Annotated in this window: 22 protein-coding genes; 11 read left to right on the top strand and 11 right to left on the bottom strand. The window is 58.7% G+C overall.

Features of this window, described 5'->3' with window-relative positions; all coding sequences use genetic code 11:
- Nucleotide 1: 1 nt before the first annotated feature.
- From ABTW00_RS20380 to ABTW00_RS20360, 5 genes are all read left to right on the top strand, one after another.
- Nucleotides 2-1,069 carry an HlyD family secretion protein gene (locus ABTW00_RS20380; protein WP_065357096.1) on the top strand — a complete coding sequence of 356 codons (1,068 nt, stop codon included), beginning with the start codon at nucleotides 2-4 and terminating at the stop codon, nucleotides 1,067-1,069.
- Nucleotides 1,059-2,120, top strand: coding sequence for a DUF2955 domain-containing protein (locus tag ABTW00_RS20375; RefSeq protein ID WP_064547067.1), 1,062 nt, complete (start codon nucleotides 1,059-1,061; stop codon nucleotides 2,118-2,120). Before ABTW00_RS20380 ends, ABTW00_RS20375 begins: the two co-directional genes overlap by 11 nt.
- A gap of 80 nt (nucleotides 2,121-2,200) precedes the next feature.
- A complete protein-coding gene (locus ABTW00_RS20370; protein ID WP_433637216.1) occupies nucleotides 2,201-3,871 on the top strand; it encodes a hypothetical protein in 1,671 nt (556 codons plus the stop codon).
- A 238-nt stretch (nucleotides 3,872-4,109) separates the two neighbouring features.
- Nucleotides 4,110-6,521, top strand: a complete 2,412-nt coding sequence (locus ABTW00_RS20365) for a hypothetical protein (RefSeq protein WP_433637214.1) — start codon at nucleotides 4,110-4,112, stop codon at nucleotides 6,519-6,521.
- Nucleotides 6,518-7,597, top strand: a complete 1,080-nt coding sequence (locus tag ABTW00_RS20360) for a glycoside hydrolase family 88/105 protein (protein ID WP_433637211.1) — start codon at nucleotides 6,518-6,520, stop codon at nucleotides 7,595-7,597. Before ABTW00_RS20365 ends, ABTW00_RS20360 begins: the two co-directional genes overlap by 4 nt.
- A 98-nt stretch (nucleotides 7,598-7,695) precedes the next feature.
- Here the strand turns inward: ABTW00_RS20360 and ABTW00_RS20355 are convergent, their stop codons facing one another.
- The 4 genes from ABTW00_RS20355 to ABTW00_RS20340 form a co-directional block, all read right to left on the bottom strand.
- A complete protein-coding gene (locus tag ABTW00_RS20355; RefSeq protein ID WP_065357092.1) occupies nucleotides 7,696-7,965 on the bottom strand; it encodes a DUF3343 domain-containing protein in 270 nt (89 codons plus the stop codon).
- Complete coding sequence (yjiL, locus tag ABTW00_RS20350; RefSeq protein ID WP_271447697.1) at nucleotides 7,962-8,723, bottom strand: putative 2-hydroxyacyl-CoA dehydratase activator YjiL; 762 nt, start codon at nucleotides 8,721-8,723, stop codon at nucleotides 7,962-7,964. Before yjiL ends, ABTW00_RS20355 begins: the two co-directional genes overlap by 4 nt.
- Before the next feature lie 8 nt (nucleotides 8,724-8,731).
- Entirely contained in the window at nucleotides 8,732-9,883 is a 1,152-nt protein-coding gene (locus ABTW00_RS20345; RefSeq protein ID WP_433637207.1) for a double-cubane-cluster-containing anaerobic reductase, read from the bottom strand.
- An 89-nt stretch (nucleotides 9,884-9,972) separates the two neighbouring features.
- Nucleotides 9,973-10,215, bottom strand: a complete 243-nt coding sequence (locus ABTW00_RS20340) for a DUF2164 domain-containing protein (RefSeq protein WP_064547081.1) — start codon at nucleotides 10,213-10,215, stop codon at nucleotides 9,973-9,975.
- A 112-nt stretch (nucleotides 10,216-10,327) separates the two neighbouring features.
- On the opposite strand from ABTW00_RS20340, the gene ABTW00_RS20335 reads away from it, so the two are divergent.
- Nucleotides 10,328-11,272, top strand: a complete 945-nt coding sequence (locus ABTW00_RS20335) for a TauD/TfdA dioxygenase family protein (protein WP_433637204.1) — start codon at nucleotides 10,328-10,330, stop codon at nucleotides 11,270-11,272.
- 2 nt (nucleotides 11,273-11,274) lie between these two features.
- On the opposite strand, the gene ABTW00_RS20330 is transcribed toward ABTW00_RS20335, so the two are convergent.
- Entirely contained in the window at nucleotides 11,275-12,711 is a 1,437-nt protein-coding gene (locus ABTW00_RS20330) for a PLP-dependent aminotransferase family protein (RefSeq protein ID WP_433637201.1), read from the bottom strand.
- 177 nt (nucleotides 12,712-12,888) lie between these two features.
- Between ABTW00_RS20330 and ABTW00_RS20325 the strand changes: the two genes are divergently transcribed.
- Nucleotides 12,889-13,053, top strand: a complete 165-nt coding sequence (locus tag ABTW00_RS20325; protein ID WP_065357086.1) for a DUF1127 domain-containing protein — start codon at nucleotides 12,889-12,891, stop codon at nucleotides 13,051-13,053.
- 40 nt (nucleotides 13,054-13,093) lie between these two features.
- Here the strand turns inward: ABTW00_RS20325 and ABTW00_RS20320 are convergent, their stop codons facing one another.
- Together ABTW00_RS20320 and ABTW00_RS20315 are read right to left on the bottom strand one after the other, a co-directional pair.
- Nucleotides 13,094-13,735 (bottom strand): LysE family translocator, encoded by a 642-nt coding sequence (locus ABTW00_RS20320; protein WP_433637198.1) that lies wholly within the window; start codon nucleotides 13,733-13,735, stop codon nucleotides 13,094-13,096.
- Nucleotides 13,736-13,782: 47 nt separating this feature from the next.
- Nucleotides 13,783-14,526, bottom strand: coding sequence for an AraC family transcriptional regulator (locus ABTW00_RS20315; protein WP_433637196.1), 744 nt, complete (start codon nucleotides 14,524-14,526; stop codon nucleotides 13,783-13,785).
- Between the two features lie 149 nt (nucleotides 14,527-14,675).
- Between ABTW00_RS20315 and ABTW00_RS20310 the strand changes: the two genes are divergently transcribed.
- Nucleotides 14,676-16,046 (top strand): NAD-dependent succinate-semialdehyde dehydrogenase, encoded by a 1,371-nt coding sequence (locus ABTW00_RS20310; protein WP_433637193.1) that lies wholly within the window; start codon nucleotides 14,676-14,678, stop codon nucleotides 16,044-16,046.
- Nucleotides 16,047-16,092: 46 nt separating this feature from the next.
- On the opposite strand, the gene yjiA is transcribed toward ABTW00_RS20310, so the two are convergent.
- From yjiA to btsT, 3 genes are all read right to left on the bottom strand, one after another.
- Entirely contained in the window at nucleotides 16,093-17,046 is a 954-nt protein-coding gene (gene yjiA / locus ABTW00_RS20305) for a GTPase (RefSeq protein WP_271447686.1), read from the bottom strand.
- An 11-nt stretch (nucleotides 17,047-17,057) separates the two neighbouring features.
- Nucleotides 17,058-17,261, bottom strand: a complete 204-nt coding sequence (locus ABTW00_RS20300) for a YbdD/YjiX family protein (protein ID WP_271447685.1) — start codon at nucleotides 17,259-17,261, stop codon at nucleotides 17,058-17,060.
- A 107-nt stretch (nucleotides 17,262-17,368) separates the two neighbouring features.
- Complete coding sequence (gene btsT, locus ABTW00_RS20295; protein ID WP_065357081.1) at nucleotides 17,369-19,519, bottom strand: pyruvate/proton symporter BtsT; 2,151 nt, start codon at nucleotides 19,517-19,519, stop codon at nucleotides 17,369-17,371.
- A gap of 511 nt (nucleotides 19,520-20,030) precedes the next feature.
- Between btsT and ABTW00_RS20290 the strand changes: the two genes are divergently transcribed.
- The 3 genes from ABTW00_RS20290 to ABTW00_RS20280 are packed head-to-tail and all read left to right on the top strand — an operon-like array spanning nucleotide 20,031 to nucleotide 24,502.
- Nucleotides 20,031-21,230: an extracellular solute-binding protein gene (locus ABTW00_RS20290; protein WP_433637189.1), complete on the top strand. Its 1,200-nt coding sequence runs from the start codon at nucleotides 20,031-20,033 to the stop codon at nucleotides 21,228-21,230.
- 11 nt (nucleotides 21,231-21,241) lie between these two features.
- Entirely contained in the window at nucleotides 21,242-22,324 is a 1,083-nt protein-coding gene (locus tag ABTW00_RS20285) for a glycoside hydrolase family 88/105 protein (RefSeq protein ID WP_064547103.1), read from the top strand.
- Between the two features lie 15 nt (nucleotides 22,325-22,339).
- Nucleotides 22,340-24,502 carry a glycosyl hydrolase family 28 protein gene (locus tag ABTW00_RS20280; RefSeq protein WP_433637186.1) on the top strand — a complete coding sequence of 721 codons (2,163 nt, stop codon included), beginning with the start codon at nucleotides 22,340-22,342 and terminating at the stop codon, nucleotides 24,500-24,502.
- A 4-nt stretch (nucleotides 24,503-24,506) separates the two neighbouring features.
- Here the strand turns inward: ABTW00_RS20280 and ABTW00_RS20275 are convergent, their stop codons facing one another.
- Nucleotides 24,507-25,415, bottom strand: a complete 909-nt coding sequence (locus ABTW00_RS20275) for a GntR family transcriptional regulator (RefSeq protein WP_065357077.1) — start codon at nucleotides 25,413-25,415, stop codon at nucleotides 24,507-24,509.
- Nucleotides 25,416-25,467: the final 52 nt, after the last annotated feature.

Genomic DNA, 25,467 nt, shown 5'->3' with positions numbered 1-25,467 from the left:
CATGATGACGCCAGAACAGAAATTTGCCCGCTGGGTAAGGGTGAGTATTGCCTCTTTCCTGCTGATGTTTGCCTATTTTATCGTTGCCGATATCTGGATCCCGCTCACGCCGGATTCCACGGTGATGCGCGTGGTGACGCCGATTTCGTCCCGCGTTTCCGGCTACGTCTCGCAGGTGTACGTGCACAACAACAGCACGGTGAAAAAGGGTGACCTGCTGTATGAGCTGGACCCGACGCCGTTCCAGAATAAGGTCGATGCCGCGACGCTGGCGCTGGCCCAGGCAAAGCTAAGCAATCAACAGCTGGACGCGCAGATTGCCGCCGCTGAGGCCAACCTCAAAACCGCCCAGCTTACCGCGCGTAACGATCGCGTGACCTACGATCGCTATCAAAGCCTGAGCCGGATGCAAAACGTCTCGCAGGCCGATCTCGATAAGGTGCGTACCACCTGGCAGACCAGCGAGCAGTCGGTGAGCGCGCTGCGCGCCTCGATTCACAATCTGCAAATTCAGCGCGGCGAGCGCGATGACCATCGCAACGTCACGCTCCAGCAGTATCAGACCACGCTACGGGAAGCGCAGCTCAATCTCGAGTGGACGAAAATTCGCGCTGAAGCTGACGGTACCGTCAGTAACTTACAGCTTAGCCCCGGCCTGTACGCCTCTGCGGGCAGTCCGGTGATGGCAGTGGTCAATCAGCAGACTGACATCGTCGCTGATTTCCGTGAAAAAAGTCTGCGCCACACGCGCCAGGGAACCGACGCCGCGGTGGTATTTGATGCTATGCCGGGTAAAGTCTTCGCCGCGCGAGTGACCAGCAGCGACGCCGGGATCCTTGCCGGTCAGGAAGAGGTGAACGGCGAGCTATCGCAGCCGGAGCAGTCCACCCGTTGGGTACGCGACGCGCAGCGTATGCGTATCCACGTTGCGCTGGACGAGCCGCTGGAGAAAACCTTGCCGACCGGCGCGCGCGCGACCGTTCAGCTGTATAACAGCGAAGGCGCGTTTGCCCGTTTCTTCTCTGGCCTGCAAATCCACCTGATAAGCTGGTTGCACTATGTCTATTAACACCCTCGCGCAGGTCTTTACCCCTCACGGCAATATCGTCTACACGGCGAACGATTTCCGTCAGACCTTGCGCATCTCTTTTGCCGGCATGCTGGCGCTGAGTATTTCGAGCTTTTTCGATACCCAGTACGGCGTTTTTTACGTGGTTTACCCGCTGCTACTCACCGCGCTGGTACCGGTATTTAATCGTCATGTGGCGAAACAGTTTATTTTTAGTGCTTCGCTGAACTGCCTCGAAATGGTGCTGATCATCGGCTATTTGAGCCAATGGCCGGTGATGATGACGCTGGTGGTGTTCGCGCTGTACGTGATGCGTTTTCGCTTTATGAGCAAAGGGCCGCTGTTCCTGTTCGGCTCGATGGGCGTGGTGTGCCAGAGCGTGATGCTCAACTTTATGAGCTACCCGACGGCCAACTGGCATACGTTGCTGTTTTCGAATATTGAAGCCAGCGTTCTGGCGGTCGCGCTCAGCGCGCTGATGCACTACCTGATTCCGGACGCCGAGCCGCGCAAGCCGCCGCCGCTGATTGAAAAAGACGCTGCCCGCGTGCGCCATGAATCGCTGCTTTCCGGCAGCGTGGCGACGATTATCTTTATCGTCTTCCAGGTCAGCGACCTCAGCGATTCTCTGTCGGCGCTGATGGCGGGGATCTTGATCCTGTTCCCCATGCACTACCGCGGCGCGGTGATCAGCTCGATCTGGCGCGTCGTTGGTGTTGTTCTGGCCTGTTTATATATTCTGGTGGTTCAGTTGCTCCTCTACGATCACAGTAGTCACATGTTGTTGATGATGCCGTTAATTGGCCTCGGTCTGGCTTTCAGCGCGCGGCTGCACGTGATGGAAAAAGTGGGGGCGGGCGTGGGCTTTGCCAGCATCACCACCATCGGCATTATGTTTGGCCAGAATCTGCAGCCGGACGGTGACCTGGTGTTCAGCGATCTCTACCGCGCCACCTCGGTCACGATTTCGCTGCTGGCGACGCTGACGATGGTGTTTATTCTGCACCGCCTGCTCAACTGCTTTGCGCCAACGCGCTTTATTGTGAAGTAGCGCACTTCAGGACGCTGATTGTTCTCTACCATCTGTGTTTACAATAGCCGCTCGCCGCGGTGGCGTGATGGAGAGAGACAATGTGGAAGACGCGTGCGCTGGAACTGAATAACCAGGAGTTCTGGAACTGGGACAAAGCCTGCCAGCTGGTACAGTGGGCGGCCCGCCATGAGTTTACGACCGTGGTGGTGGGGCAAACGGACCTGTTCGATAAGCTCGTTTCGCCGAAAGGCTACACCCCGCATCAGTACAACGATCGCCTCTCCAGCCAGCAGCGCGCGCGCTGCGTGTACCTCAACCGGCTGGCGGGTTACTGCCAGCAGCACGGGCTGAAATTTTATCTGCAGGCCAAGGAACTGAGCTTCCCCGCCGACCTGCTGGCGGCGCACCCGCAGCTGATTGATAAAGACGGCAGCATCCGCTTCGACGTCGAATTCTGGTGCCAGTATCTGACGGATAAACTCTCCTTGCTCTGCCAACAGATCCCCGCCATCAGCGGGCTGCTGGTGGCGCTTTCCAACACCGACGGCCTGCTGCCGATCTCCCGGCCCAACTGGGAGCTGACCGGGCAGGACGATCCCTCGCCGCATATCGACCCCCGCAGCCTCTCTCGCTATACCCAGTGCTTCAGCGCCATGGCCCGCGCGGTGATACGTGAAAATAAGCATCTGGTGCTGCGCGCCTTTCCGGCGGGTAACCACGATATCAGCAACGTGATGGAGGCCATCCGCACGTTGCCGGAGTGCGTCTCGGTGTCCATTAAACTAACACCGGAGCGTTTCTGGCCAACGTTCCCCAACAACCCAGCGCTGCTGGATGTCGAGGACCGCGACGTGTGGGTGGAGCTGGACCTGGTGGGCGAAGAGGTGGGCTGGGGCGTGTTCCCCTTCCCACGTATCGATGAGCTTCAGGGCCGCCTGCTGTGGTGCCGGGGCAACCCAACGATCACCGGCGCGGTGTGCAAAACCAGCTGGGAAGGGGTGGACAACCACTGGGTGATGGGCACGCTGAGCGAGTGCAATCTGGTCGCCTGTAGCCAGATTCTGGCGCGGGAAAATGAGCATCTGACCCGCGCGGCGCTGCTGACGCACTGGCTGGATGAGTGCTACGGCTGGCGTCCCGATGAGGCAACCTTCGACGAATTTCAGTCGCTGATGGGCCAGGCCGGGCAGGTGCTGTATCAGGCCATCTACGTGCGCGATCACGTCTTCCATCGCCACAGCCAGGTGCCTGCGAGCTATGGCCAGGCGGTGTGGAGCCTGTACGGCCAGCTCAACCGCAACCATTGGCTGCCCGGCTCGGAGCGGGATATTTTCTTTAGCGCCAGCGACGTCGAGACTTCCGCGCGTAACCTGTCGCTGATTGCCGAAGAGAAAGATAGCGCCTGGCAGGCGGCGGTAACCCTACGCGAACAGGCGCTGGCCTTTGCCGACCGCGCGGCGTTTCCCTTCTCGCTGCACCAGCGCTGGCGGGAGGAGTGGCAAGGTTTTGACCTCTATTGCCTGCTGTTTCGTCACGCGCAAAAAGCCTTTTTCACGCTGCACTTCGCGCGGCTGGTCGAGAACAGCTGGAGTATGCGTGAGATTTGTCAGGTCAATATTCAGGAGCTGTACCGCTGCGCGGCGGAAATGGATAGCTTCTGCGCCCGGCATACCGAGGCCTCTCCGGGGCTACATGTGATGTTCGATCCCACCCGCGTGCGCATGCTGGCTGATAGTCTGAGTCATGAACTGACCCAGCTGAAGGGGTGAAATGTGATGTGCATCACTAATCATTAAGCGCATTTCGCCGGGAAACGTGAGTTTTCCCGGCATTCATCGTCACACAGACTCTGCTGCTGTGACTCTCGTCACGTTTTATCCTTCCAGCGGCAAGAGATTGTGAATGACCAGGCAGTTCCGCGAAGGCGCGCGCTCCAGCGCGTAGCGTGCTTCCCATCCTTTCCAGAAAATAGCGCTTAATTACTTAGCGGTTATTGAGGAAACAACGATGAGGCTGATTGCGGGCGAGGCGCTGACGCGCTTTACGGTGTCACTGCCGCACAATGAGCGGTTTGCCGAATTCTTTACCGGTGAATCGGTAGATGAGCCGATGGACTATCAGTTCGCCAACGGCAAAGGCCCGGCGCAGGAATCCTTCTGCCGACGCATCTTCCGTCGTGACGCGGCCCAGCGCACGGTGTCACCAGCGCGTGCCCTTCCGGCGGCGGCCATTACCTGGACTGGAGCCAGCAATACCGTCACCTTCTCCGGCGTGCAAAACGTAGCCACTCACAGCCAGCGCTGGCTACGCGTGACGCTGCATGCGCCGCAGACAGGCGATTATCCCTTCGAGATTGCCACCTGCGGCGGCGTGCGTATCTGGCGTGATGAACAGCAGGCCGTATGTTTTACGCCGTTCACCCGCAACGCGCTGCAAACGCAGGTTGTTGATATTGCGCTTCAGCAGGGGGAAAACGCGCTGCTGATTCATCTCGATGAGCTGTTTGAGCGCGACACGATCTTTGCTTTGCGCATGATCTACCTCGGCGACACGCCGCTGGACGCGACGCTACCGGGCGTGAATAACGCTGACGTCGACACGCTTCAGGCGGTGCTGGACTCGCTGCCCGCCACGGCGACCGCGCAGCATCAGCGGCTGTATCTGCCCTGCCTGGCAGATTGTGTGCTGCATCTGCGCGGCGCCATCCATAGTCTGGGTAACGACGTCATTGCAACCTGTCCGCTGGATTTCGGCTCGGTCATGACTGGCCAAACGGGGCTAACGCTACCCCTCCCGGCAAGCGTTGAAATGGGACACTACCGTCTTGAACTAACCGCCCGTTCGGGCGACGTCACGATGAGCCGCAACCTGAGCCTCACCGTGCTGGCCGACGACCTCCTGCCCGGTGGTGAAGGCGTGCTGGAGACTCGTAAGCGCGTGGCCCTGAGCTATATCGCCGAACACGGCGTGCCGCGTACCGGGCGTTTACTGGCGATGCTGCACGTTGGCGACAGCGGCCCGCAGGCGCAGGAACTGCTGATAAGCACGCTCCAGCGCATCAGCGCCCGCCAGGACTGCTCGGATTTCTCGATGGTACCGCTGCTGTGGATCTGGCATGACTTCCACGGCGAACACTTCCCGGCGGTGCTGTGGAAGCGCGTGCGTTCCGCCATCGTGGGCTATCGCTACTGGTATGACGAACTGGGCAACGACGTGATGTGGTACTGGAGCGAGAATCACGCGCTGTGCTTCCACACGGCTCAGTACCTCGCCGGACAGATGTTCCCTGATGATCTCTTTACCGCTTCTGGCCGTCGCGGTCGTGAACAGCAAACGATCGCCACCCAGCGCCTGCATGCCTGGTTTGATGCGGTTGAGCAGCAGGGTTTCGTGGAGTGGAATTCGGCGCCGTATTACCCGGTAGACTATATTGGCCTGTTCGCGCTCTATCAGCTGGCCGATGATGCCACGCTGCGCCAGCGTGCTCGCCACCTGATTGACCGCCTGATGATGACCAGCGCGCTGCACTATCAGTCCGGCATTGCCGCGGGCACCATGGGCCGTGTCTATGAGAAAGAGCTGCTGGCGAGCCAGATGAGCGAGCTTTCCGCCTTTGGTCACGTCGCCTGGGGCGGTGGCCACGTTAACCGCAAATGCGCCTCGCTGCCGTTCTTTTGCCTGAGCGACTATGTGCCGCCGGTAGAGTCTGCACGCTATGCGCGTCTGAACCACGGTACGTTGAGCGCCCACTACCAGTGCGGCGGCGGGAATATTGTCGCCTGGAAGCAGCCTGGCGTGTCGCTCTCCAGCTGTGTCGATCATCACACCGGCGAACGTGGGCATCAGCAGCATCTGGTTGACGTGCAGTTTGCCACGCGTCCGGATGCCCGTCTTTGGATCAACCATCCGGGCGACGTTGCGCCGGGTAGCGAAGCGCGTCCTTCCTTCTGGGCCGGTAACGGCGTGCTGCCGCGGGTAATGCAGGTAGAAAACCGGACGCTGATGCTGTGGCGGTTAGACGAACATGACGTGCTGGGCTGGACGCATCTCCACCTGTGCAGCGAGGCCTATGATGAGGTTCGCCCGCTGGCGCAAGGCTACGCGGTGCGCGCGGGTCAGGCCTTTGCCGCCGTGCTCTGCTCGCAGCCGCTGACGATCAACGGTGACGAAGTTCGCGCCGAAGGCCGCCGCGTTGCGTGGTGGCTGGAAGTGGGCGAGGGCGATTTTGACGCCTTCTGCCAGCGCGTTCAGGGGCTGCGCATTGTGCTGCAAGAGAATAGCGCGAACGTTCACGATGACCGACAAACGCTGATGCAACTGAGCTGGCTGGGTGAATGCCTGTACAACGGCACAACCGCCGCGTTCCCGACGCTGGTGGGCAATGAACTTCAGATTACGCTGTCAGGAGACGCACAATGAACAAGGTAACATTAAGCCGTCTGCTGGAGCAGGTGGTTCAGGGCTTCTGCCGCCTGAAAAACATGGGCGAAGTTGACACCAGCGGCGGTGAAGGTTTTGCTATCCGCTTTGAAGAGTGGGAATGGGAAGTGGGCGTGGGCCTGTACGGTTTCTGGCAGTACGCCCGTCAGCAGAATGATGCCAGCCTGCAACGGTCGATCCTCACCTGGTATGAAGATCAGCTGGCGAAAGGGCTGCCGGAGATTCAGATCAACACCACCGCGCCGATGATCACCCTGGCGCTGGTCGCCGGGCATAGCGGACGTGACGATCTGCTGAAGGTGGTCAACGACTGGGCCGATTCACTGCTGCGCACGCTGCCGAAAACCGAAGAGGGCGGGTTCCAGCACGTGGTGAAAGAGCAGCCGAACACCGGCCATCTGTGGGACGACACGCTGTTTATGACCTGCCTGTTCCTCGGCACGGCGGGCGTAGTGCTCAAGCGCAAGGATCTGATCGACGAAGCGTCATACCAGTTCCTGCTGCATACCCGCTATCTGTGCGAACCGGCGAGCGGCCTGTGGTATCACGGCTGGACGTTCGTCGGCAAGCACCACTTCTCGGAAGCCTTCTGGGGGCGCGGCAACGCGTGGATCACCGTGGCGATCCCGGAATTTATCGCCCTGCTCGGCGACAGCCTCGACGCCAGCGTAAAGCGCTATCTCTCGGTGGTGGTGGCGCGTCAGGTTAACACGCTGTGTGAATTACAGGCTGACAACGGCATGTGGCACACCCTGCTCGACGATCCGCTGTCGCCGCAGGAATCCTCCGCCACCGCCGGGATCGCTTACGGCATGCTGCGCGGCGTGCGCATGGGGATCCTCGACGAAAAGGTCGCCGAAAACGCCATGCGCGCCTGGCATGCGCTGCGCGACAGGATCGACGAAGGCGGGATCGTGCTGGAAGCCTCAAAAGGGACGATGGTCGGCCCGGATCTGCAATACTACAGCGATATCGCCATGGCCCCGGTGCCGTATGCCCAGGCGCTGATGATGCTGCTGCTGCTGGAGTTGCAGCAGGAGAAGTGGAGCCATTAAGCGGCGGGGCGTGCCGGATGGTGCTGCGCTTATCCGGCCTACGGGCGATTCTGTAGGTCGGGTAAGGCGAAGCCGCCACCCGGCAAAACCGCGGGCGGTTATGCTTCGCCCGGGTTGTGTGATGATGCAGAGAATGTGTGCAACAGCTGAAAACCCTCGTCGCAGCGGTAAATACTCTCCGTCGCGCCGGGAATCACCCAGCGTCGTTCCTCACCCTGCGGGCAATACAGATAAATACATAGCCCGCAGCCGCCGCGCAGCTGGCGCGGAATATCCGCCACCCGAAAGGTGATGCCCGCCGCCTGGAGCGCTTTACGGGTTTGCACCACGCCAAGCGTGGAGTGAAACAAAAACAGATACTCCGTCATTTTCTCACCCGCTGCCCGATCATCGCCGCGCCGATCGCCCCGGCAAACTGCGCGTCCGGGTGCGTCTGCACCGGCAGGTTCACGTGCGCCGACAGCATTCTGCCAAACGCCGCACAGTGGCTAACGCCGCCGGTAAACAGCAGCGGCCCCTGCGCCGACAGCCTGCCGATAAAGTTGGCGCTGCGCCGCGCCATGGCGTTGACGACGCCCGCCAGAATCGCTTCTGGCGGCACGCCCGCCGAGCGCAGGCTGATCACCTCGGACTCGGCAAACACCGTGCACATGCTGGTAATGGCGTGGGGTTCAACGCCTTCCGTCAGCGCATCCAGTTGCTCGACGCTGGCCCCCAGCGTGCGGGAAATCACTTCCAGAAAGCGCCCGGTGCCCGCCGCGCATTTGTCATTCATCAGGAAATCGGTGAGATTGCCCTCTTCATCCAGCTGAATCACCTTGCTGTCCTGACCGCCAATATCAATCACCGTGCGGGTTTCCGGCAGCAGCAGCCGCGCGCCGCGCCCATGGCAGGAGATCTCCGTCACCTGCTTGTCGGCAAAATCAACCAGTTGGCGGCCATAGCCGGTGAGCGTTAAAAAGGGTCGCGTTGCCAGCCCGGCGCACAGTGTCTCCCACGCCTCAACGATCGCCTCGGCGGGGCGAAACGGCGTTGGGCAGAGGAAGCGGCGACGAATTTCGCCGTCTTCCAGCAGGATGCCTTTGGTGGCGGTTGACCCTGAATCAATGCCTATTGATAACGTCACGCGCGCTCCTACAGCATTTCAATAAAGGCCGCGACGCGGGTGCTAAGCTGACCGATATCAGCGGTGGAGTAGTCGGTTTCAATGGCAATGTAGGGAAGGTTATGCTGCTGGCGTACGTGGCGCTTAATCGCCATTGATTCAACGGCATAGGTATGGCAGGCCTGCAAAATCACGTCGACCACGCCATCGGCCTGATACTCTTCCACCATCTGGCTGAGCAACGTTAAGCGCTGGTCGTTCGGTGAGATACACGAGCAGCCAATAGCGAGGTACTTGTCGGTAAGCGCGTCGTACACGTCGCCGTCCTCGTTGACGCAGCGCTCGGTGGCTTTGGCCCCGGTGCAGTTTTCAAAACCGACCACCCAGCCGCCGTTATCCTCAATGGCTTTCACCACTTTCTCCGCCGCGCCGCCGATCGGGCAGCCGGTGATCAGAATGCGCGGGCGGGCGTCCAGCCGCTTGCCGCTTTCCCACTCCTGACGCACGCGTTCGGCCATGCTGTTCAGCTCGTCAATCAGCGGCTCTTTATCGAAGCGGAAGGTCGCGCCGTATACCACTTTCAGAATGTCGCTGCCGCTGAGCGCCGGGGGATTGAGCTGCCCGACGCGGTAGAAGTTCGCCAGCGCCCGGCGCTCGCGGTTTTTGAGGGCGATGGCCTCGCGCAGGGAGGCTTCGGTAATCGCCGTGCCGAAGCGTTCTTCAACCGCCTGCTGGAGGCGCAGAATTTCCGCTTTCCACAGCGCGCGGGAGGCGGCATCGGCGGTGCTGTTCGGCAGCTGCATCACGTGCACTGGCTTAAATTCGGCCATGTACTCGTACATCTTTTTCTTGCCATCGCAGGTGGTTTCACCGACCACCAGATCGGAGAAATAAAAGTAGGGGCATTTATCGGTTTTGCCGAAGCCGTAGCTGCTTTTGATCAGCGGGCAGAGGTTGCGCGGCAGGTCTTTCTCAGCCTCTTCAATGGTTTCATCGGAGGTAGAACACAGCGAGACCACCACCGCGCCCGCCGCCATCGGAATTTCCTGCGGCATAAAGGTGCAGTAGGTGCCGACCAGCGGCGTGCCTTGCTCTTTGAGATCCATCACGGTAAGAAAGCCTTTCTGGCGGGCTTCGGAGAACTGATCGAAAATGGCGGGTAGATCGGTGATAAGCGACATGATTTTCCTTCCCCGTAACACGGGAGACGATAAAATGAGCCGCCATTATAGCCATAGATAATGTGTGGTTATATTGATCCGCGATCCGCTTAGAGAATTTTCTTCAGATCCATCTCTTCCTGAATGCGTTCGCTCCATGCGAAGTGGGTACGAATTGCCTCATCAATCCCGGCGTTATAAAAGGCTGGTCCCAGCTTTTCGATAATAAAATCAATAAAGAACTCGGCGTCAAACTGCTCCAGCTCAAGGTCGAACTGTTTTTCACAGTAGTCGGTTAACTGGTCGCGCAGCTTCTCGCGTTCGGCAGGGGTAAGGGTGATTTCCGTGGTCATAGTGGCTCCTGTGTATTGCCGTCTGGCAGCTATCAATATCACAAACTCGACTTTGTCACCCGCCTGGATATTTCTATATTCGGGTTTCTGACGATTTTAAAGGGGCGCAATCATGACTGCTGTGAACACTGCTGATACCGATTTTCCTTTATTAAATTTACGCCGCGTGGCGGGCAACATCGGCGCGGAGATCCGCGATATCCGTCTTTCCGCCGAGCTGGATGCCGACACCTTCGCCCAGCTCGACGCGGCGCTGGTCAAATACAAAGTGCTGTTCTTCCGCCAGCAAAGTCATCTTACCGATGCCGAACATCAGGCCTTCGGCGCGCGTTTTGGCAAAGTTGTCGCCCACCCGACGGTCCCTTCTCCGGAAGGCACCAAACTGTTTGAACTCGACGCCTCGAAAGGCGGCGGCAGAGCCGACTCCTGGCACACCGACGTCACCTTCGTTGACGCCTTCCCGAAAATTTCTATCCTGCGCGGCGTCACCATCCCGGAATACGGCGGTGACACAGTGTGGGCCAACACCGCCCGCGCTTACGAACAGTTGCCGGAGACGCTCAAGCGCTTCGTCGACACTCTGCACGCGGTGCACAGCAATGACTATGACTACGGTGCCGAGCGCACCATCGTTGAAGCGCACCGCCTGGCACATCACCAGAAAGTGTTTGTCTCATCGCTGTGGGAAGCCGAGCACCCGGTGGTGCACGTCCACCCGGTCAGCGGCGAGCGCGCTTTACTGCTGGGGCATTTCGTTAAACGGCTGGTGGGCTTCAGCTCGCGCGAATCCGCACAGCTGTTCGAACTGCTGCAAAACCGCATCACCCGCCTCGACAATACCGTGCGCTGGCAGTGGCAGCAGGACGACGTAGTGATTTGGGACAACCGCAGCACCCAGCATTACGCGGTGAACGACTACGGCACCCAGCCGCGCGTGGTGCGTCGGGTGACGGTGGAAGGGGAGATTGCGGTGGGGGTGGATGGGAGCAAAAGCCGCACGGTTTCAAAACCGCAGGATGCGGCGAATGGGGAAGGTGCTGTGAGCGCGGCGTCTTAAAACTAGCGATGGGCGGTGGATTCATCCCACTCCATCGCCACCTTCACCGCCGTCCCCAGCTGCACCATCACCTCCCGATGTTTCTCGATTGGCGGCAGCGCGCAGTTGATCCGCAAGCAGTTCCGGTATTTCCCCGATGCCGAAAACAGCGATCCCGGCGCGACCTGGATCTTCATCCGGCACAGCTGCTGGGCGACGCACACCATATCCACCTGCTCCGGCAGCTCTACCCACAGCAGAAAACCGCCGGTTGGGCGAGTGACGCAGATCCCGCAGGGGAAATATTCCCGCAGCCAGTGGGTGTAGATCTCAATGTTGCGCTGGTAAATTTGCCGCATGCGTCGGACATGGCGGTGGTAATGACCTTCGCGAATAAAGTTTGTGGCGGCAAGCTGTGTGGCGGGCACGTTGGTGCCGCTGGCGGCGTATTTCATCTGCAACAGCTTGTCGTAGTAGCGGCCAGGGGCGATCCAGCCAATACGCAAACCGGGGGCGATGGTCTTGGTAAACGAGCTGCACAGCATCACACGGCCGTCGATATCCCACGAATGAATGGTGCGCGGGCGCGGGTAGTCGGTGGCGAGATCGCCATAAATATCATCTTCAAAGATCACGATATCGTAGCGCTGGGCGAGGTTCAGCACCGCACGTTTGCGCGCGTCGGGCATGATAAACCCCTGCGGGTTGTTGCAGTTCGGGACCAGAATGACCCCTTTGATCGGCCACTGATCCAGCGCTAATTCCAGCGCTTCGATGCTGATCCCGGTATCGGGATCGGTGGGGATCTCAATGGCTTTAAGCCCTAAACCCCGCAGCCGCTGCATGGTGCCGTAGTAAGAGGGGGATTCAACGGCAATAATGTCGCCCGGCTGGCACACGGAGAGCAGCGCCAGCGACAGCGCGCTGTGGCAGCCGCTGGTGATGATCAGCGAGTCGGCATCGACCACCGATCCACCGTCCAGCATCAGTCGGGCGATCTGTTCGCGCAGTTCGCGGCGGCCGGCCAGCTCATCGTAGCTCAGCACTTCGTTGACGTTGTGTTGTATCACCCGGCTCATTTCGCGCCACAGGGGCTTGAGGCTGGGCTGGTCAATGTCGGGCGAACCGCCGCCAAAGGGGATAATCGATTTATCGCTTCGGGCATCAAGCATGGTGAGTACCTGATCCCACTGGGTGATCTCTACCGGGCGCTGTACCGGACGCGACATATGAGGCACCGGTGGCTGCGCCTTTTGTGGCGCGACGAAGTAGCCGGAGCGGGGCTGCGGCGTAATGAGCTGGCGCTGCTCCAGCGTCTGATAGGCCTGCTGCACGGTACTGATACTGACGCCGTGCTCCTGGCTTAAGCTGCGTACGGAGGGGAGTTTTTCCCCGTGACGATACAGCCCTTGTTCGATTCGCTCGGCCAGCAGGTTGGCCAGATGTTGGTAACGCGTCATTGCTGTATCCCCGTTTGTCGCCATACAGATGGAAAAACCAGTACAGTCAGGCGAAAAAACCGCACGCAGATACCGTTTTAGCGAATCTGTATGTTAAAGAAAAGTGTTTTTTGAATCTGTATTGCAACAGCAGAAATCCGCGAAGATAAAGCCTCTGGCAAGGTGAGGAGGCAAAGTATGGAATTTCATGAGAACAGGGCGAGACAGCCATTTATCGGCTTTGTACTGGTGTGGCGTTTTATCAAAACATGGTGGCGTGTGGAGCAAACGCGCCGCGTATTGCAGCGAATGAGCGACGAACAGCTGAGAGATGTGGGCTTACGGCGAGATGAGCTGCGTTAAAATTTGGGCGGCGTCGCCGCACGCGCCGCCCATTCTCGTTTTAGCCCAGCATAAATTGCCACAGGATCCAGCCGCCAAAGCCGATCAGGATACCGCCCGCGGCGCGTTCGATTTTCCAGATCAGATTCCCCAGCCGCCGCTGAACCTGCGGCAGCGCGAGTAGTATCACCAGCAGTAAATCCCACAGCAGCACCACGCTGGTCATCCAGATACCGCAGGCCGCCTGTTGTACCACGGTGACGTTTGGCCCAAGCAGCGCGGTCATCAGCGCCAGATAAAACAGCGCGTTTTTCGGGTTCAGTAGCGAAGAACCCAGCCCTAAAAGCAGCTGTTTCGCGAGCGAGGGGCAGACTTGTGCGGAATGGCGCCATTCGAGCGGTGCGGCGCGGCTTTTCAGCAGCTGGTAGCCTATCCACAGTAGATAGGCGGCGCCCAGGAGCTTAATGATGTCAAAGAGCAGCGGCGCCTGGCGCAGTAGCCCGGAGCCAATCACCACCAGCAGGATATACAGCCCGTTGCCCGCTGCGATGCCCAGGCACAGCCCGACGCTGCCGCGCAGCCGGTAGCGCACGGCATAGCCCACCAGCAAAAAGAAATCCGGCCCGGGGCTCAGTAGCGCCATAAAATGTGCCAGCGCCAGCGCGGGAAACGCCGGGGGAAGTAAAGTTGCGATCTGTTCCATAGCGACCTCAGTGAAAATACTGAAGGCAGCTTATGCTGGCTTACGCGCTAATTATTGTCGGATATTGATCGGCCAAGCGCGTACTGGCGCGGCGTGGCGGCGGTGTAGCTGACGAAGGTTTTATGGAAATGACTCTGGTCGGCAAAGCCGCTTTGGTAGGCGACATCGGCGATATCGTCCCCGGCGCGCAGCCGCGCTTTGGCGTATTCCACGCGGGAAACGTTGAGAAAACTGCCGGGAGTCAGCCCCGTGTCCTGCTTGAAGGTACGGATTAAGGTCTCTTTACGCAGTGAGAGTCGCTGTGCGAGATCGTCGAGCGAAGGGGGACTCGCGGGATCGGATAACAGCGCTTGCTGGACCTGCTGGCTGGTTGGGCGAAGCGCATCGCCGACATCAACGCGTAGGGTGAGGGCGGCTAATAGCGCGTCGACGGCTGCCGTCGACATCTGCTCAACGACGGCAAGATAAAGACCGAACAGCGCCTCGCTGCGAATATGCTGCTGCGCGAGGGGAAGTTCGGTGTCCAGGTAGAGCATATGATAGCTGCGGGCTTGCCCCAACAGCGGGTTACAGCTATGCGGCACGTGCGGCGGGATGACGATGATATCGCCGGGGCGCAGCAGGTACTGCTGACCGTGGCATACGCAGCGCGTTTGTCCTTCCACAATCGCACCAATCGATAGCTGCGCGTGGCTATGGCGTTTATAAGGCTGCGTACTCTGCCTGGTGCTGCGCAGTTCCAGCCCGCGATGACGGGTAAAAGTTTGCTGTATATCGCGCGCAGTGGTCATGGGATCGTCCAAAGAGATTTGGGGTTTTATATCACATCCTGAAACAAAGGCTGAGGGTCGGAAACTTCCGTTTATACCCAACTTTACGCCCGTAACCAGCCAGATTGACTACCCTTAATACCCTAAGCGGTAAAACAAGGAGACGCAATATGGCTTACCAGACAGTTAATCCTGCGACTAACCAGCTTATTAAGGAATACCCCTCGCATAGCGATGCGGACGTCGAAGCGGCGCTGAAGGCCGCCGACGCGCTCTATCACTCCGACTGGGCGAAAGGCGATATAAACCAGCGGCTGCCGGTGCTGCATAAGCTTGCCGATCTGATCGACGAGCGCGTGGAGGAGCTGGCAAAGATTGCCAGCCAGGAGATGGGCAAGCTGATTGAACAGAGCCGTGGCGAAGTGAAACTCTGTGCGCGAATCGCCCGCTACTACGCCGATAACGCGGAGCAGTTTTTAGCGCCGGTAAAGTATCAATCTGAACTTGGCGAAGCGTGGGTAGAGCATCACCCGATTGGCGTGCTGATGGCCGTTGAGCCGTGGAATTTCCCGTATTACCAACTGATGCGCGTGCTGGCCCCGAACCTCGCGGCGGGTAACCCGGTACTGGCCAAACACGCCAGCATTGTGCCGCACTGCGCAGAAACCTTTGCGCACCTGGTCCGTGAAGCGGGCGCGCCGGAGGGGGCGTGGACGAACCTCTATATCTCTCAGGATCAGGTGGCGAAGATTATCGCCGATGACCGCGTACAGGGGGCGGCGCTGACCGGCTCGGAAAAAGCGGGTAGCGTGGTGGCCGCACAGGCGGCGAAGCACATTAAAAAATCGACCCTCGAGCTGGGCGGTAACGACGTCTTCGTGGTGCTGGACGACGCGAATCTGGAAAAAGCGGTGAAAATTGGCGTCAATGCCCGTTTGAATAACGCCGGGCAGGTTTGTACCGCGGCGAAGCGCTTTATTTTGCATGAGAAAATCGCCGACGCCTTCCTGGAAAAATTCACCGCCGCCTTTAAGCAGGTGAAGATTGGCGACCCGCTGGATGAAAGCACCACGCTGGGGCCGTTATCCTCTAAGGATGCGCTGGAAACGCTGACCAAACAGGTGAACGCGGCGGTGAAAAATGGCGCGAAACTGCATTATGGCGGTAAGCCGGTGCAGCGTGAAGGCAGCTTCTTCGAGCCCACCATTCTGACCCATATCACGCGCGATAACCCGGCGTACTTTGAAGAGTTCTTTGGCCCGGTGGCGCAGATTTACGTGGTGAAGAACGACGATGAAGCGGTGGCGCTGGCCAACGACTCCCACTACGGTCTGGGCGGCGCGGTGTTCAGCCAGGATATCAAACGGGCGAAGAAAATGGCCTCGCGCATTGAGACCGGTATGGTCTACATCAACTGGCTGACCGACACCGCGGCCGAACTGCCGTTTGGCGGCGTGAAGCGTTCCGGCTACGGGCGCGAGCTGTCGGATCTGGGAATTAAAGAGTTTGTGAACCAGAAGCTGGTGGTGGTGCGGAAATAACGGCGCGTTGATGCCCTCCCGGAGGGGAGGGCATCAGGTCTTGCGGCTACTGGCGTAAACCGGCAAACGCCGCGCGAATCTCTTCTTCCGGCAGTTGGATGCCAATAAACACCAGCGTGCTGTGCGGCGTTTCGTCGCCCCATGGGCGGTCCCAATCGGCGCTGTACAGGCGCTGCACGCCCTGGAACAGCAGGCGGTTCGGCTCGCCGTCAATCCACAGCATCCCTTTATAGCGCAGCAGCTTGTCGGCGAAGTCCAGCAGCAGGTTCTCCATCACGCGGGAGACGTCGCTGATATCCACCGGGTAATCCAGCTCGACCACAATCGACGACACGTCGTTTTGCTGGTCGGCCATAAAGTGGAAGCGTGGCGTTGAGGTGACGTTCTCTTCCAGCATAAAGCCGTTGGTGTTGAACAGCAGACCGAGGTCGATATCGCCGTGGGTGACGGTGTAAATCGGTGCGCGAGCGTTGATACGGGCCAGGCGCTCGCGTAGCTTTTCGCTTTCGCCGGCCACGTCGGTTTTGGTGAGCAGAATGCGGTCGGCGTAGCCCACCTGCGACTGGGCAATGGTGAACTGGTTCATCTGATCGTGAGCATGTACCGCGTCGACCAGCGCAATCACGCCGTCCAGAAGATAGCGTTCGCACAGCACGTCGTGGGAGAAAAAGGTCTGAATGATCGGGCCGGGGTCGGCCATGCCGGTGCATTCAATCACCAGGCGGTCAAAGTGGATGTTGCCGTTATCGAGGTTATCAAGTAGGTCGAGCAGCGCGTCTTCCAGCTCGTTAGAGCGCGTGCAGCAAATGCAGCCGTTAGTCAGGGTTTTGATCTGCGTGGCGCGGTCGCCAATCAGCTGGTCGTCGACCGAGACTTCGCCGAATTCGTTTTCAATCACGGCAATTTTGAAGCCGTGCTGCTCGTTGAGAATGTGGCGCAGCAGGGTGGTTTTGCCCGCGCCGAGGAAACCGGTAAGTAGGGTGACTGCAATCGGTGCCATATTGTCTCCTTTTAGCAGCAGCGCATGCCGCCTTTTCCGTCGCCGCCGTAGCGTGCCTGCTGGCGCTCGCGGAAGAACTCTTCATAGGTCATGTACGGCTTATCCGGATGGTTGGTCCGCATATGTTCGACGTAGTTGTCGTAATCCGGAATGCCAATCAGCATTTTCGCCGCCTGACCGAGGTATTTTTTTGCCTGCCCTAAGTTACCAAACATTATGCCATCCCGATAATAGAGAAAGCCGGATGGCGGCTAGCGCCTTATCCGGCCTACAAGTCCTACTCTCGTAGGCCGGATAAGCGCAGCGCCATCCGGCATCAGGGTTAGTGGTGCGAAGAGGTCTTCACGCCGCCTTCCGGTACCGGCACGTACGGTGTCTCTTTGTCGGTACGTTTATCGCTATTGCGCACCTGCATCCAGGTTTTGAAACCGTAGAAGATGATGCTGTACACCACCACCAGGAACAGAATGCTCAGGCCCGCGTTGGTGTAGTTGTTGATAACGATGTGGTTCATGTTGGCAATCTGCTGAGCGGTCAGCTCGCCACCGGCGGCAATCTTCTCTTTGTACTGGTTAGCCATGTAGAAGAAGCCTTCCATCTGCGGGTTGGAGCTGAACAGCTTCAGGCCCAGCGCCCAGGTGGTGCAGATAAGCAGCCATACTGCCGGGATGGTGGTCACCCAGATGTATTTGGTGCGCTTCATCTTAATCAGGATAACGGTGCCCAGAACCAGCGCCACGGCGGCCAGCATCTGGTTAGAGATGCCGAACAGCGGCCACAGGCTCTTCACGCCGCCCAGCGGGTCAACCACGCCTTGATACAGCAGGTAACCCCACAGGCCTACGCAGCCCGCGGTAGCGACCACGCCAGCCACCAGAGAGTCGGTTTTCTTGAGGAACGGCACGAAGTTACCGAGCAAATCTTGCAGCATAAAGCGGCCTGCACGGGTACCGGCGTCCAGCGCGGTGAGGATAAACAGCGCTTCGAACAGAATACCGAAGTGGTACCAGAAGCCCATGTCAGCCATCGGCAGGACTTTGTGGAACACGTGAGCAATACCGACGGCAAGCGTAGGCGCGCCGCCCGCGCGGTTCAGTACCGACGGTTCGCCGATGTCTTTTGCGGTTTGCAGGATCTGCTCAGGCGAAATCACGAAGCCCCAGGAGCTGACGGTGGCCGCCGCATGCGCGGTGACATCTTTCAGCTGCGCAGCGATCAGCGCCGCGTTCTCACCGCCCATCTCGTGCAGGTTCGGCATCGTGATGCCAAGGCCCGCTGGCGGGGTGTTCATCGCAAAGTACAGGCCTGGCTCGATAATGGAGGCCGCAACCAGCGCCATGATCGCCACGAACGACTCCATCAGCATCGCACCGTAACCGATAAAACGCGCGTCGGTTTCATTGGCCAGCAGCTTCGGCGTGGTGCCGGAAGAGATCAGCGCGTGGAAGCCGGAAACGGCGCCACAGGCGATGGTGATAAACAGGAACGGGAACAGCGCGCCTTTCCACAGCGGGCCGGTACCGTCGATGTACTGGGTCACCGCCGGCATTTTCAGATCCGGGTTGAGGATCACGATGCCCAGCGCCAGGCCGACGATAACGCCGATTTTCAGGAAGGTTGCAAGGTAGTCGCGCGGTGCCAGAATCAGCCATACCGGCAGCAGGGCAGAGATAAAGGCATAGCCAATCAGCGCGAAGGTGATGGTGGTGTCTTTAAAGGTCAGCGCCGGGCCCCAGTACGGGTCGTGGGCAATCACGCCGCCGAAGTAAATAGAGGCAACCAGCAGCACGATACCAATGACCGACACTTCGCCGACGCGACCCGGGCGGATAAAGCGCATGTAGATACCCATAAACAGCGCAATCGGCACGGTTGAGCAGACGGTGAACACGCCCCACGGGCTTTCCGCCAGGGCTTTCACCACGATCAGCGCCAGCACCGCCAGGATGATGATCATAATCAGGAAGCAGCCGAACAGGGCAATAGAGCCCGGTACGCGGCCCATCTCTTCTTTGACCATCTCGCCCAGCGAGGAACCGTTACGGCGCGTGGAGATAAACAGCACCATAAAGTCCTGCACCGCGCCCGCGAGCACTACGCCCGCCAGCAGCCACAGCGTACCCGGCAGATAGCCCATCTGTGCGGCCAATACCGGCCCCACCAGCGGGCCTGCGCCGGCGATGGCGGCGAAGTGGTGGCCGAACAGCACGTAGCGGTTGGTCGGCACGTAGTTCAGGCCATCATTGTTGATGACCGCCGGCGTCGCGCGCGTCGGGTCGAGCTTCATCACCTTCTGGGCGATGTAGAGGCTGTAGTAGCGATAGGCCACCAGATAAACGGAAACCGACGCCACTACGATCCACAGGGCACTGACGTGCTCACCGCGGCGCAGAGCGACGACCGAGAGGCAAAACGCACCGATGATTCCGAGAATCACCCAGGGTATGTGCTTGAATAGCTTTTTCGTATCCATAGTAAAACCTGGTTTTTAAGATTAATAATCAGCCGAAGCTGCCGTTGTTTTTTGGGTTTGGGGGTTGAGGAGGTATTGATTCTGCTGATGAGTGTGCCAGACCTACGCGCGCGTAAAGTTGGGTAAATGGGTGAGCGGTTAAAAGCGGAGGCTAAGCGGTCACTTTTCGCGGTAAGCGGTTGGGCAACCTTTGTTCTACGCGTAAATATGTGATTGAGATCGCAAGTTTTTTTCCCGTCGCCGTTTCCCTACGCGCAACTACGTATGATTAAAAACCAATAAAAAACACTATTGTCACTAATTGATCACAACTCAGGGGGATGACCGTCTCCACGCCGCCGCTTTTTCCCGACTATTGGCTCAACCCGGCCGGTGAGCCAATCAGCCCGCTGGCCTGTACCCCCTAAAAAGGATTAACACAATGAATAATAAGCGGCTAAAAGCACTTTGTTGGGTTCTGGGCGCGGGAATCTTGTGTCCAGCGGTAGGGCACTCCGCCACGGAATTACGCATGTCGTGGTGGGGCGGCAACCAGCGGCACCAGGCGACGACTGAGGCGATTAAAGCCTTTGAAGCACAGAACCCTGACGTCAAAATCAATACCGAACCCAGCGGCTGGGACGGTTACTTATCGCGTCTGAGTACCCAACTGGCAGGGAACACCGAACCGGACGTGATGCAGATTAACTGGAACTGGCTGGTGATGTTTTCAAAAAACGGCGATGGGTTTTACGACATTAACCGCCAGTCGGCGAATATCGACCTCAGCCAGTTCTCCAGCCAGGGCAAACAGCTGGTGACGATGAACGGCAAGCTGAACGGCGTGCCGGTGGCCATGACCGGCCGCTCGATGTACTACAACCCCGAGCTGTGGAAAAAAGCGGGCGTTGCCTATCCGCAAACCTGGGAGCAGATGATTGCCGCGGGGCCGGTGTTTAAAACCAAGCTGGGAGAAGACTACTATCCGTTTATCCTCGCCAATCACGACACCACCATCATGACGTTTCTGAACTCTTACATGGTGCAGAAATACAATATCCCGATGATTGACCCGCAGAAGAAAGACTTCACCTACACCCGCGAGCAGTGGCTGGACTACTTCGGTATGTATAAGAAGCTGGTGGACAATCACGTCATTCCGTCCATGAAGTACCTTTCGTCCTTCGGCAAAGCCAACGCCTGGGAAATTAAACCGTGGCTCGACGGCAAAATTGGCGGCGTACACACCTGGAGCACCGACGGCACCTTTGCCGGCAGCCTGCGTGCGCCTGCGCGTCTGGAAGTCGGGCCTTATCCAATGCTGCCCGGCGCGACCGATGCCGGCATCTTCTTTAAACCGGCGATGATGTTCTCCATCGGTAAAAACAGCAAACACCCGGAGCTGGCGGCGAAGCTGATTAACTTCCTGCTTAATGACCCACAGGGCATTAAAGCGATGGGCCTCCAGCGCGGGGTACCGCTGAGCACCGAGGCGGTCAAGGTCTTGCAACAGGACGGCGTGTTGGATAACAGCCAGATTCAGGTGCAGGGGCTGGCACAGGTAGACCAACTGATGGGCAAAATCGAACCGTCACCGTGGTTTGAAAACCCGCAGCTACTGTCCTACTTCCTTGATGCCGTTCAACGCTATGACTACGGGCAGCTCACCCTCGAACAACTGGCCGATGAATTCCCTCAGCGCGCGCAGCGTGTGCTGAAAAAGATCATGTAATTGAGGTGGTTATGTCGCAATTATTAAAAGAGTCCATTTTAAGCAAGCTGGATACCCTGTTTAATGAAGTGATTGTGGTGCGCACCGATGACGCCGAGCTCAAAAAACAGAAGGTTATCGCCTCTGACCTGTCGATTGAAAACTGGGACTGGTCGCAGGGCGTGGGAATCTACGGTATCTGGCGTCTCTATCAGATTACCCGCGAGCCGCGCTACCTTGACTACCTGAAGGGCTGGTTCTCACGGCGCATGGCCGAAGGGCTGCCGGAGAAAAATATCAACCGGATGGCGCCGATGCTCACCGCGACCTGTATGGCGGCGGAACTCGGCGAAACGGGCTGGCTGGCGGATATCGCCGAGTACGCCGACTGGATCGACACGCGCCTGCTGCGCACCCAGGAAAACGGCTATACCCACTGCACCAGCGACCATCTCAACGAAGAACAGCTGTGGGTCGACACGCTGTTTATGAGCGGGCTGTTCCACGCCAGGGCGTCGCAGCTGCTCAATAAACCGCACTACATGGACGATGTGGCGTATCAATTCTTACTGCACATCAAATACCTCGTCGACCGTCGCAGCGGGCTGTGGATGCACGGCTGGAGCTTTATCGAGCGCAACAACTACGGCGCGGCGCTGTGGGGGCGCGGTAACGGCTGGGCGGCGGTCGGCAGCGTCGATTTTCTGGAGATGGCGAACGCGGATACCGCCAACACGCGATTTATCCGCGAGGCGTTTCTCCGCCAGATGCAGGCGGCGGTGCACTACCAGCATAACAACGGGATGTGGTCGACGTTAATCGATCACCCTGAGAGCTATCAGGAAGCGTCGGGGACCGCGGGGCTGACCTATGCGCTGCTGAAAGGGGCGCGATTGGGTCTGCTGGATAACCGCTGCCGCGACGCGGGTTGGGCGGGCATCCGGGCGCTCATTGCGCGGATTAACGATCAAGGGGAAGTGGCTGACGTGTCGGCGGGCACATCGGTGGGGCGCGACCTCCAGCACTATCTGGATATTCGCGTTCGTCAGCGCGCTTACGGGCAGTCGCTGGCCATGCTGGCGCTAGGGGAAGCGCTTGCCCATTTAAACGGATAACTTAAGGACAAGGTCATGACGACAAACCCTTGCACGGTGCTGAGCGTCGAGGAAGAGCAAAAGATTCTGGCGCGGATCCACGATCCGCGCATTCCTTCAGCCGAGGTGAACGTGCGCGATTTTGGCGCCGTCGGCGACGGCGTCACGCTGGACACGCAGGCGATTCAGCGGGCTATCGCTCATCTCCACGGCCTCGGCGGCGGTAGGGTGGTGGTGCCCGCCGGACGCTACCTCACCGGCTCGCTGGCGCTGCTCAGTCATATCAACCTGCATCTGGACAGCCCGCAGAGCGTACTGTTGTTCACGACCGAGACCACCGAAGCGCACTATCCGCTGGCCTTCGGCCACTGGGAGTGCTCGCCGCTGTGGAACTACCGGGCGCTGATTTACGCCTGCGATGCGCAAAATATTGCGCTCACCGGACGAGGGGTGCTGGACGGTCAGGCCAGCGACAGCGTCTGGTGGAACTGGACGCATCAGATTGAGCACGCCTGGTCGACCTCCGCCCGCAACCTGCAGCGCCCCGCCAGCCTGCGGCTGCGTGAAATGAACCTCAGCGGCGTGCCGGTGGCGGAGCGGCGCTTTGGCGATGGTCACTACCTGCGGCCCATGTTTATCCAGACGCTGCGCTGCCAGAACGTCCTGCTGGAAGGCGTCACGCTGCGCAATTCGCCGATGTGGCAGGTGAATCCGGTCATGTGCCGCAACGTCACCGTCCGACGCATGACGCTACGCTCTCATGGCCATAATAACGACGGCGTCGATCCCGAAAGCTGCTGCGATGTGCTGATTGAAGACAACCTGTTCGACTCCGGCGATGACTGCATCGCCATAAAATCCGGGCGCGATCGCGACGGGCGTGAGGCAAACATTCCCTGTGAAAACATCATCATCCGCAATAACCGTTTTGCCGACGGTCACGGCGGTATTGCGCTGGGCAGCGAGATGAGCGGCGGCATCCGCAACGTGTTTGCCGTCGGGAATGAATTTGATAGTCCGGCGCTAACCTACCCGCTACGCCTCAAAGCTAACGCCTTGCGCGGCGGCGTGATTGAAAACATCTGGCTGCGTCACTCGCGGGTTAAGCGGGTGCGTGACGCGGTGGTCCACGCCACCATGAACTATGCCGAGGGTGTCTACGGCAGCCATCTACCGCGTTTTCGCAATATCGTGATTGAAGACCTGGAAGCGAGCGGCGGTGAATACGGTCTGTTTATTGAAGGTCTGGCGCAGTCGCCGATCGAAGGGCTGGTGCTGAAGGATATTCGCATCACCGACGTCGACCATCCGCTGCACGCCGCCCACTGGGGCGGCGGCGTGAAGATGGAAAACGTCACCATCAACGGCCTGGCCTATCCGCGTCCGGTGCAGCTTTTCATTCGCGGACTGCCGCAGGTGGGTGACTACCTGCGGGCGATTGCGCAGCTGCCGGGTGATGATGAGGCGGTCCTGCGCTATTCGTGGTGGCTGGGAAAAACGGCGGAAGGGCCCATGACGCCGCTGGGCGAGGGCGGCATTCTGGCGCTGACGCCGACGATGGCCGGGCGCTTCGTGCGCTGTCGGGTCAACCACGGTGAGATGAGCCTGCTGAGTAAGCCGTGGCTGATTCAGCCGGAGGGCAGCATCGATCTGGCGAGCGCCAATTCGGTGAATAGCGGTATTTTGCGCGCGCGCGGGGTGATCGATGAGGAAGGCGGCGCGGAGTGTATTACCCGCTTTGAGCTGGCGCAGATGATCGTTCGCCTGTGGGGATTGCAGTATCAGCCGTCGAATGGAATCGTCATCCAGGATATTGCGCCGGATTCCGTCTGGTATCCGGGCATTGCCGCGCTTATTCAGCGGGGTATGATGGCGCTGGTGCAGGGGAAATTCCTGCCCGACAGGCCTATCCGCCGTGAAGAAGCGGCAACGGTTGCCATGATGAGCTGTGGCGTCTCGTATCGCAATGCCTCAACGATGCTGCAATCGACCTTCAAAGACGGACGTATCTTGCGCGATATCTACCTGACTAACGCCCAGCGCGCGGTGGCCTTTGGCTTTATGCGCTGCGATGAAGAAGGGCGCTTCCGCCCGCGCCGCTATCTGCGCCGAAATGAGGCGCTGGAGATGCTGCTGATGATGGGCCACTTCATGGGCGATCAGGATGCGCCGCAGCGGCAGGTGAAGCCGCTGTGCTAGTGGGTCAACGGCGAGCGGTTTGATCGATCGAACGGATCATCGACTGTTTCGCCGTCATTAAATGGTTGCGCAGCGCCACGGTGGCATCGATCTCGTTACGACAGATCAGCGCGATCAGGATCATCATATGTTCATCAATGGCGATAATATTGCGCTGTTTAAGATCGCTTTCATCCCACTGATAGTGGAAGTGGAAAATAACCGAGATAATCTCCAGTGATTGATTGAAAAATATATTATCAGCAGCCGAAAGTAATAATGCATGAAAATCCCGATCGAGCTGGGAGAATGTTTTTACGTTATCGCCAATGCGATCTCTTAATTGTCGATGATGTTCCAGTAATGTTTTTGCTTGCAGCCAGTGAGGATCGCCATCGGGCAAATTAAGGAAGCGCTGAAGGGCGTGTAATTCCAGCATTTCGCGTAATTCAAAAAGCTGCTCGGCGTAGGCACGGTCAAATTCTTTCATGCGCCAAAAACCGCGCTTTTCGCTGACGATAAGATTATAGCGGCCAAACTTTAGTAAATATTCCCTGGCGGCTACCGGGCTGACCCCGGCCATTTTTGCCAGCGCAATTTCGCTCATCACTTCCCCGGCCTTCAGCTGCCGCTGGTTAATCATCGAAAAGAACGCCTGTTCAAAAATCTGCGTCTGCTCTTCGAGCGGCGCCTGGGTACACTCGAAGCCGTCCAGCGCATCGGGTTTACGTAGCACGATGTAATCATTACCAATTTTTTCCAGCACGCCGCGCTGCTGCAGGTGGGTGAGAATGTGCCTGACGGTGGTGCGGCTAATATTGTACATCTCGGCCAGCGCCGACTGCACCGGCAGCGGAGAGGGAATATGGCCGCGGGCGATACCTTCAATAATCTGGTTCACCACGCTACGGCGTAAATTCTGCGAACGGCTCATGCTGACATCCTCCTGATAATCATTAAAAACGAATTTAAAACCTATTTCTGCG

The sequence above is a fragment of the Kluyvera georgiana genome, assembly GCF_050990895.1.
Taxonomy (GTDB): domain Bacteria; phylum Pseudomonadota; class Gammaproteobacteria; order Enterobacterales; family Enterobacteriaceae; genus Kluyvera; species Kluyvera georgiana.
Note: the sequence above shows the minus strand (reverse complement) of the source record. Positions and strands in the feature narration are given on the sequence as shown.

What these genes read in the sequence shown, in the direction of transcription:
- ABTW00_RS20360 (WP_433637211.1), top strand. Translation starts at nt 6,518, where the DNA reads ATGAACAAGGTAACATTAAGCCGTCTGCTGGAGCAGGTGGTTCAGGGC.
- ABTW00_RS20315 (WP_433637196.1), bottom strand. Translation starts at nt 14,526, where the DNA reads ATGACCACTGCGCGCGATATACAGCAAACTTTTACCCGTCATCGCGGG.
- ABTW00_RS20355 (WP_065357092.1), bottom strand. Translation starts at nt 7,965, where the DNA reads ATGACGGAGTATCTGTTTTTGTTTCACTCCACGCTTGGCGTGGTGCAA.
- ABTW00_RS20310 (WP_433637193.1), top strand. Translation starts at nt 14,676, where the DNA reads ATGGCTTACCAGACAGTTAATCCTGCGACTAACCAGCTTATTAAGGAA.
- ABTW00_RS20335 (WP_433637204.1), top strand. Translation starts at nt 10,328, where the DNA reads ATGACTGCTGTGAACACTGCTGATACCGATTTTCCTTTATTAAATTTA.
- ABTW00_RS20340 (WP_064547081.1), bottom strand. Translation starts at nt 10,215, where the DNA reads ATGACCACGGAAATCACCCTTACCCCTGCCGAACGCGAGAAGCTGCGC.
- ABTW00_RS20275 (WP_065357077.1), bottom strand. Translation starts at nt 25,415, where the DNA reads ATGAGCCGTTCGCAGAATTTACGCCGTAGCGTGGTGAACCAGATTATT.
- ABTW00_RS20280 (WP_433637186.1), top strand. Translation starts at nt 22,340, where the DNA reads ATGACGACAAACCCTTGCACGGTGCTGAGCGTCGAGGAAGAGCAAAAG.
- btsT (WP_065357081.1), bottom strand. Translation starts at nt 19,519, where the DNA reads ATGGATACGAAAAAGCTATTCAAGCACATACCCTGGGTGATTCTCGGA.
- ABTW00_RS20380 (WP_065357096.1), top strand. Translation starts at nt 2, where the DNA reads ATGATGACGCCAGAACAGAAATTTGCCCGCTGGGTAAGGGTGAGTATT.
- ABTW00_RS20320 (WP_433637198.1), bottom strand. Translation starts at nt 13,735, where the DNA reads ATGGAACAGATCGCAACTTTACTTCCCCCGGCGTTTCCCGCGCTGGCG.
- ABTW00_RS20330 (WP_433637201.1), bottom strand. Translation starts at nt 12,711, where the DNA reads ATGACGCGTTACCAACATCTGGCCAACCTGCTGGCCGAGCGAATCGAA.
- ABTW00_RS20290 (WP_433637189.1), top strand. Translation starts at nt 20,031, where the DNA reads ATGTCGTGGTGGGGCGGCAACCAGCGGCACCAGGCGACGACTGAGGCG.
- ABTW00_RS20375 (WP_064547067.1), top strand. Translation starts at nt 1,059, where the DNA reads ATGTCTATTAACACCCTCGCGCAGGTCTTTACCCCTCACGGCAATATC.
- ABTW00_RS20285 (WP_064547103.1), top strand. Translation starts at nt 21,242, where the DNA reads ATGTCGCAATTATTAAAAGAGTCCATTTTAAGCAAGCTGGATACCCTG.
- yjiA (WP_271447686.1), bottom strand. Translation starts at nt 17,046, where the DNA reads ATGGCACCGATTGCAGTCACCCTACTTACCGGTTTCCTCGGCGCGGGC.
- ABTW00_RS20345 (WP_433637207.1), bottom strand. Translation starts at nt 9,883, where the DNA reads ATGTCGCTTATCACCGATCTACCCGCCATTTTCGATCAGTTCTCCGAA.
- ABTW00_RS20300 (WP_271447685.1), bottom strand. Translation starts at nt 17,261, where the DNA reads ATGTTTGGTAACTTAGGGCAGGCAAAAAAATACCTCGGTCAGGCGGCG.
- ABTW00_RS20365 (WP_433637214.1), top strand. Translation starts at nt 4,110, where the DNA reads ATGAGGCTGATTGCGGGCGAGGCGCTGACGCGCTTTACGGTGTCACTG.
- ABTW00_RS20325 (WP_065357086.1), top strand. Translation starts at nt 12,889, where the DNA reads ATGGAATTTCATGAGAACAGGGCGAGACAGCCATTTATCGGCTTTGTA.
- ABTW00_RS20370 (WP_433637216.1), top strand. Translation starts at nt 2,201, where the DNA reads ATGTGGAAGACGCGTGCGCTGGAACTGAATAACCAGGAGTTCTGGAAC.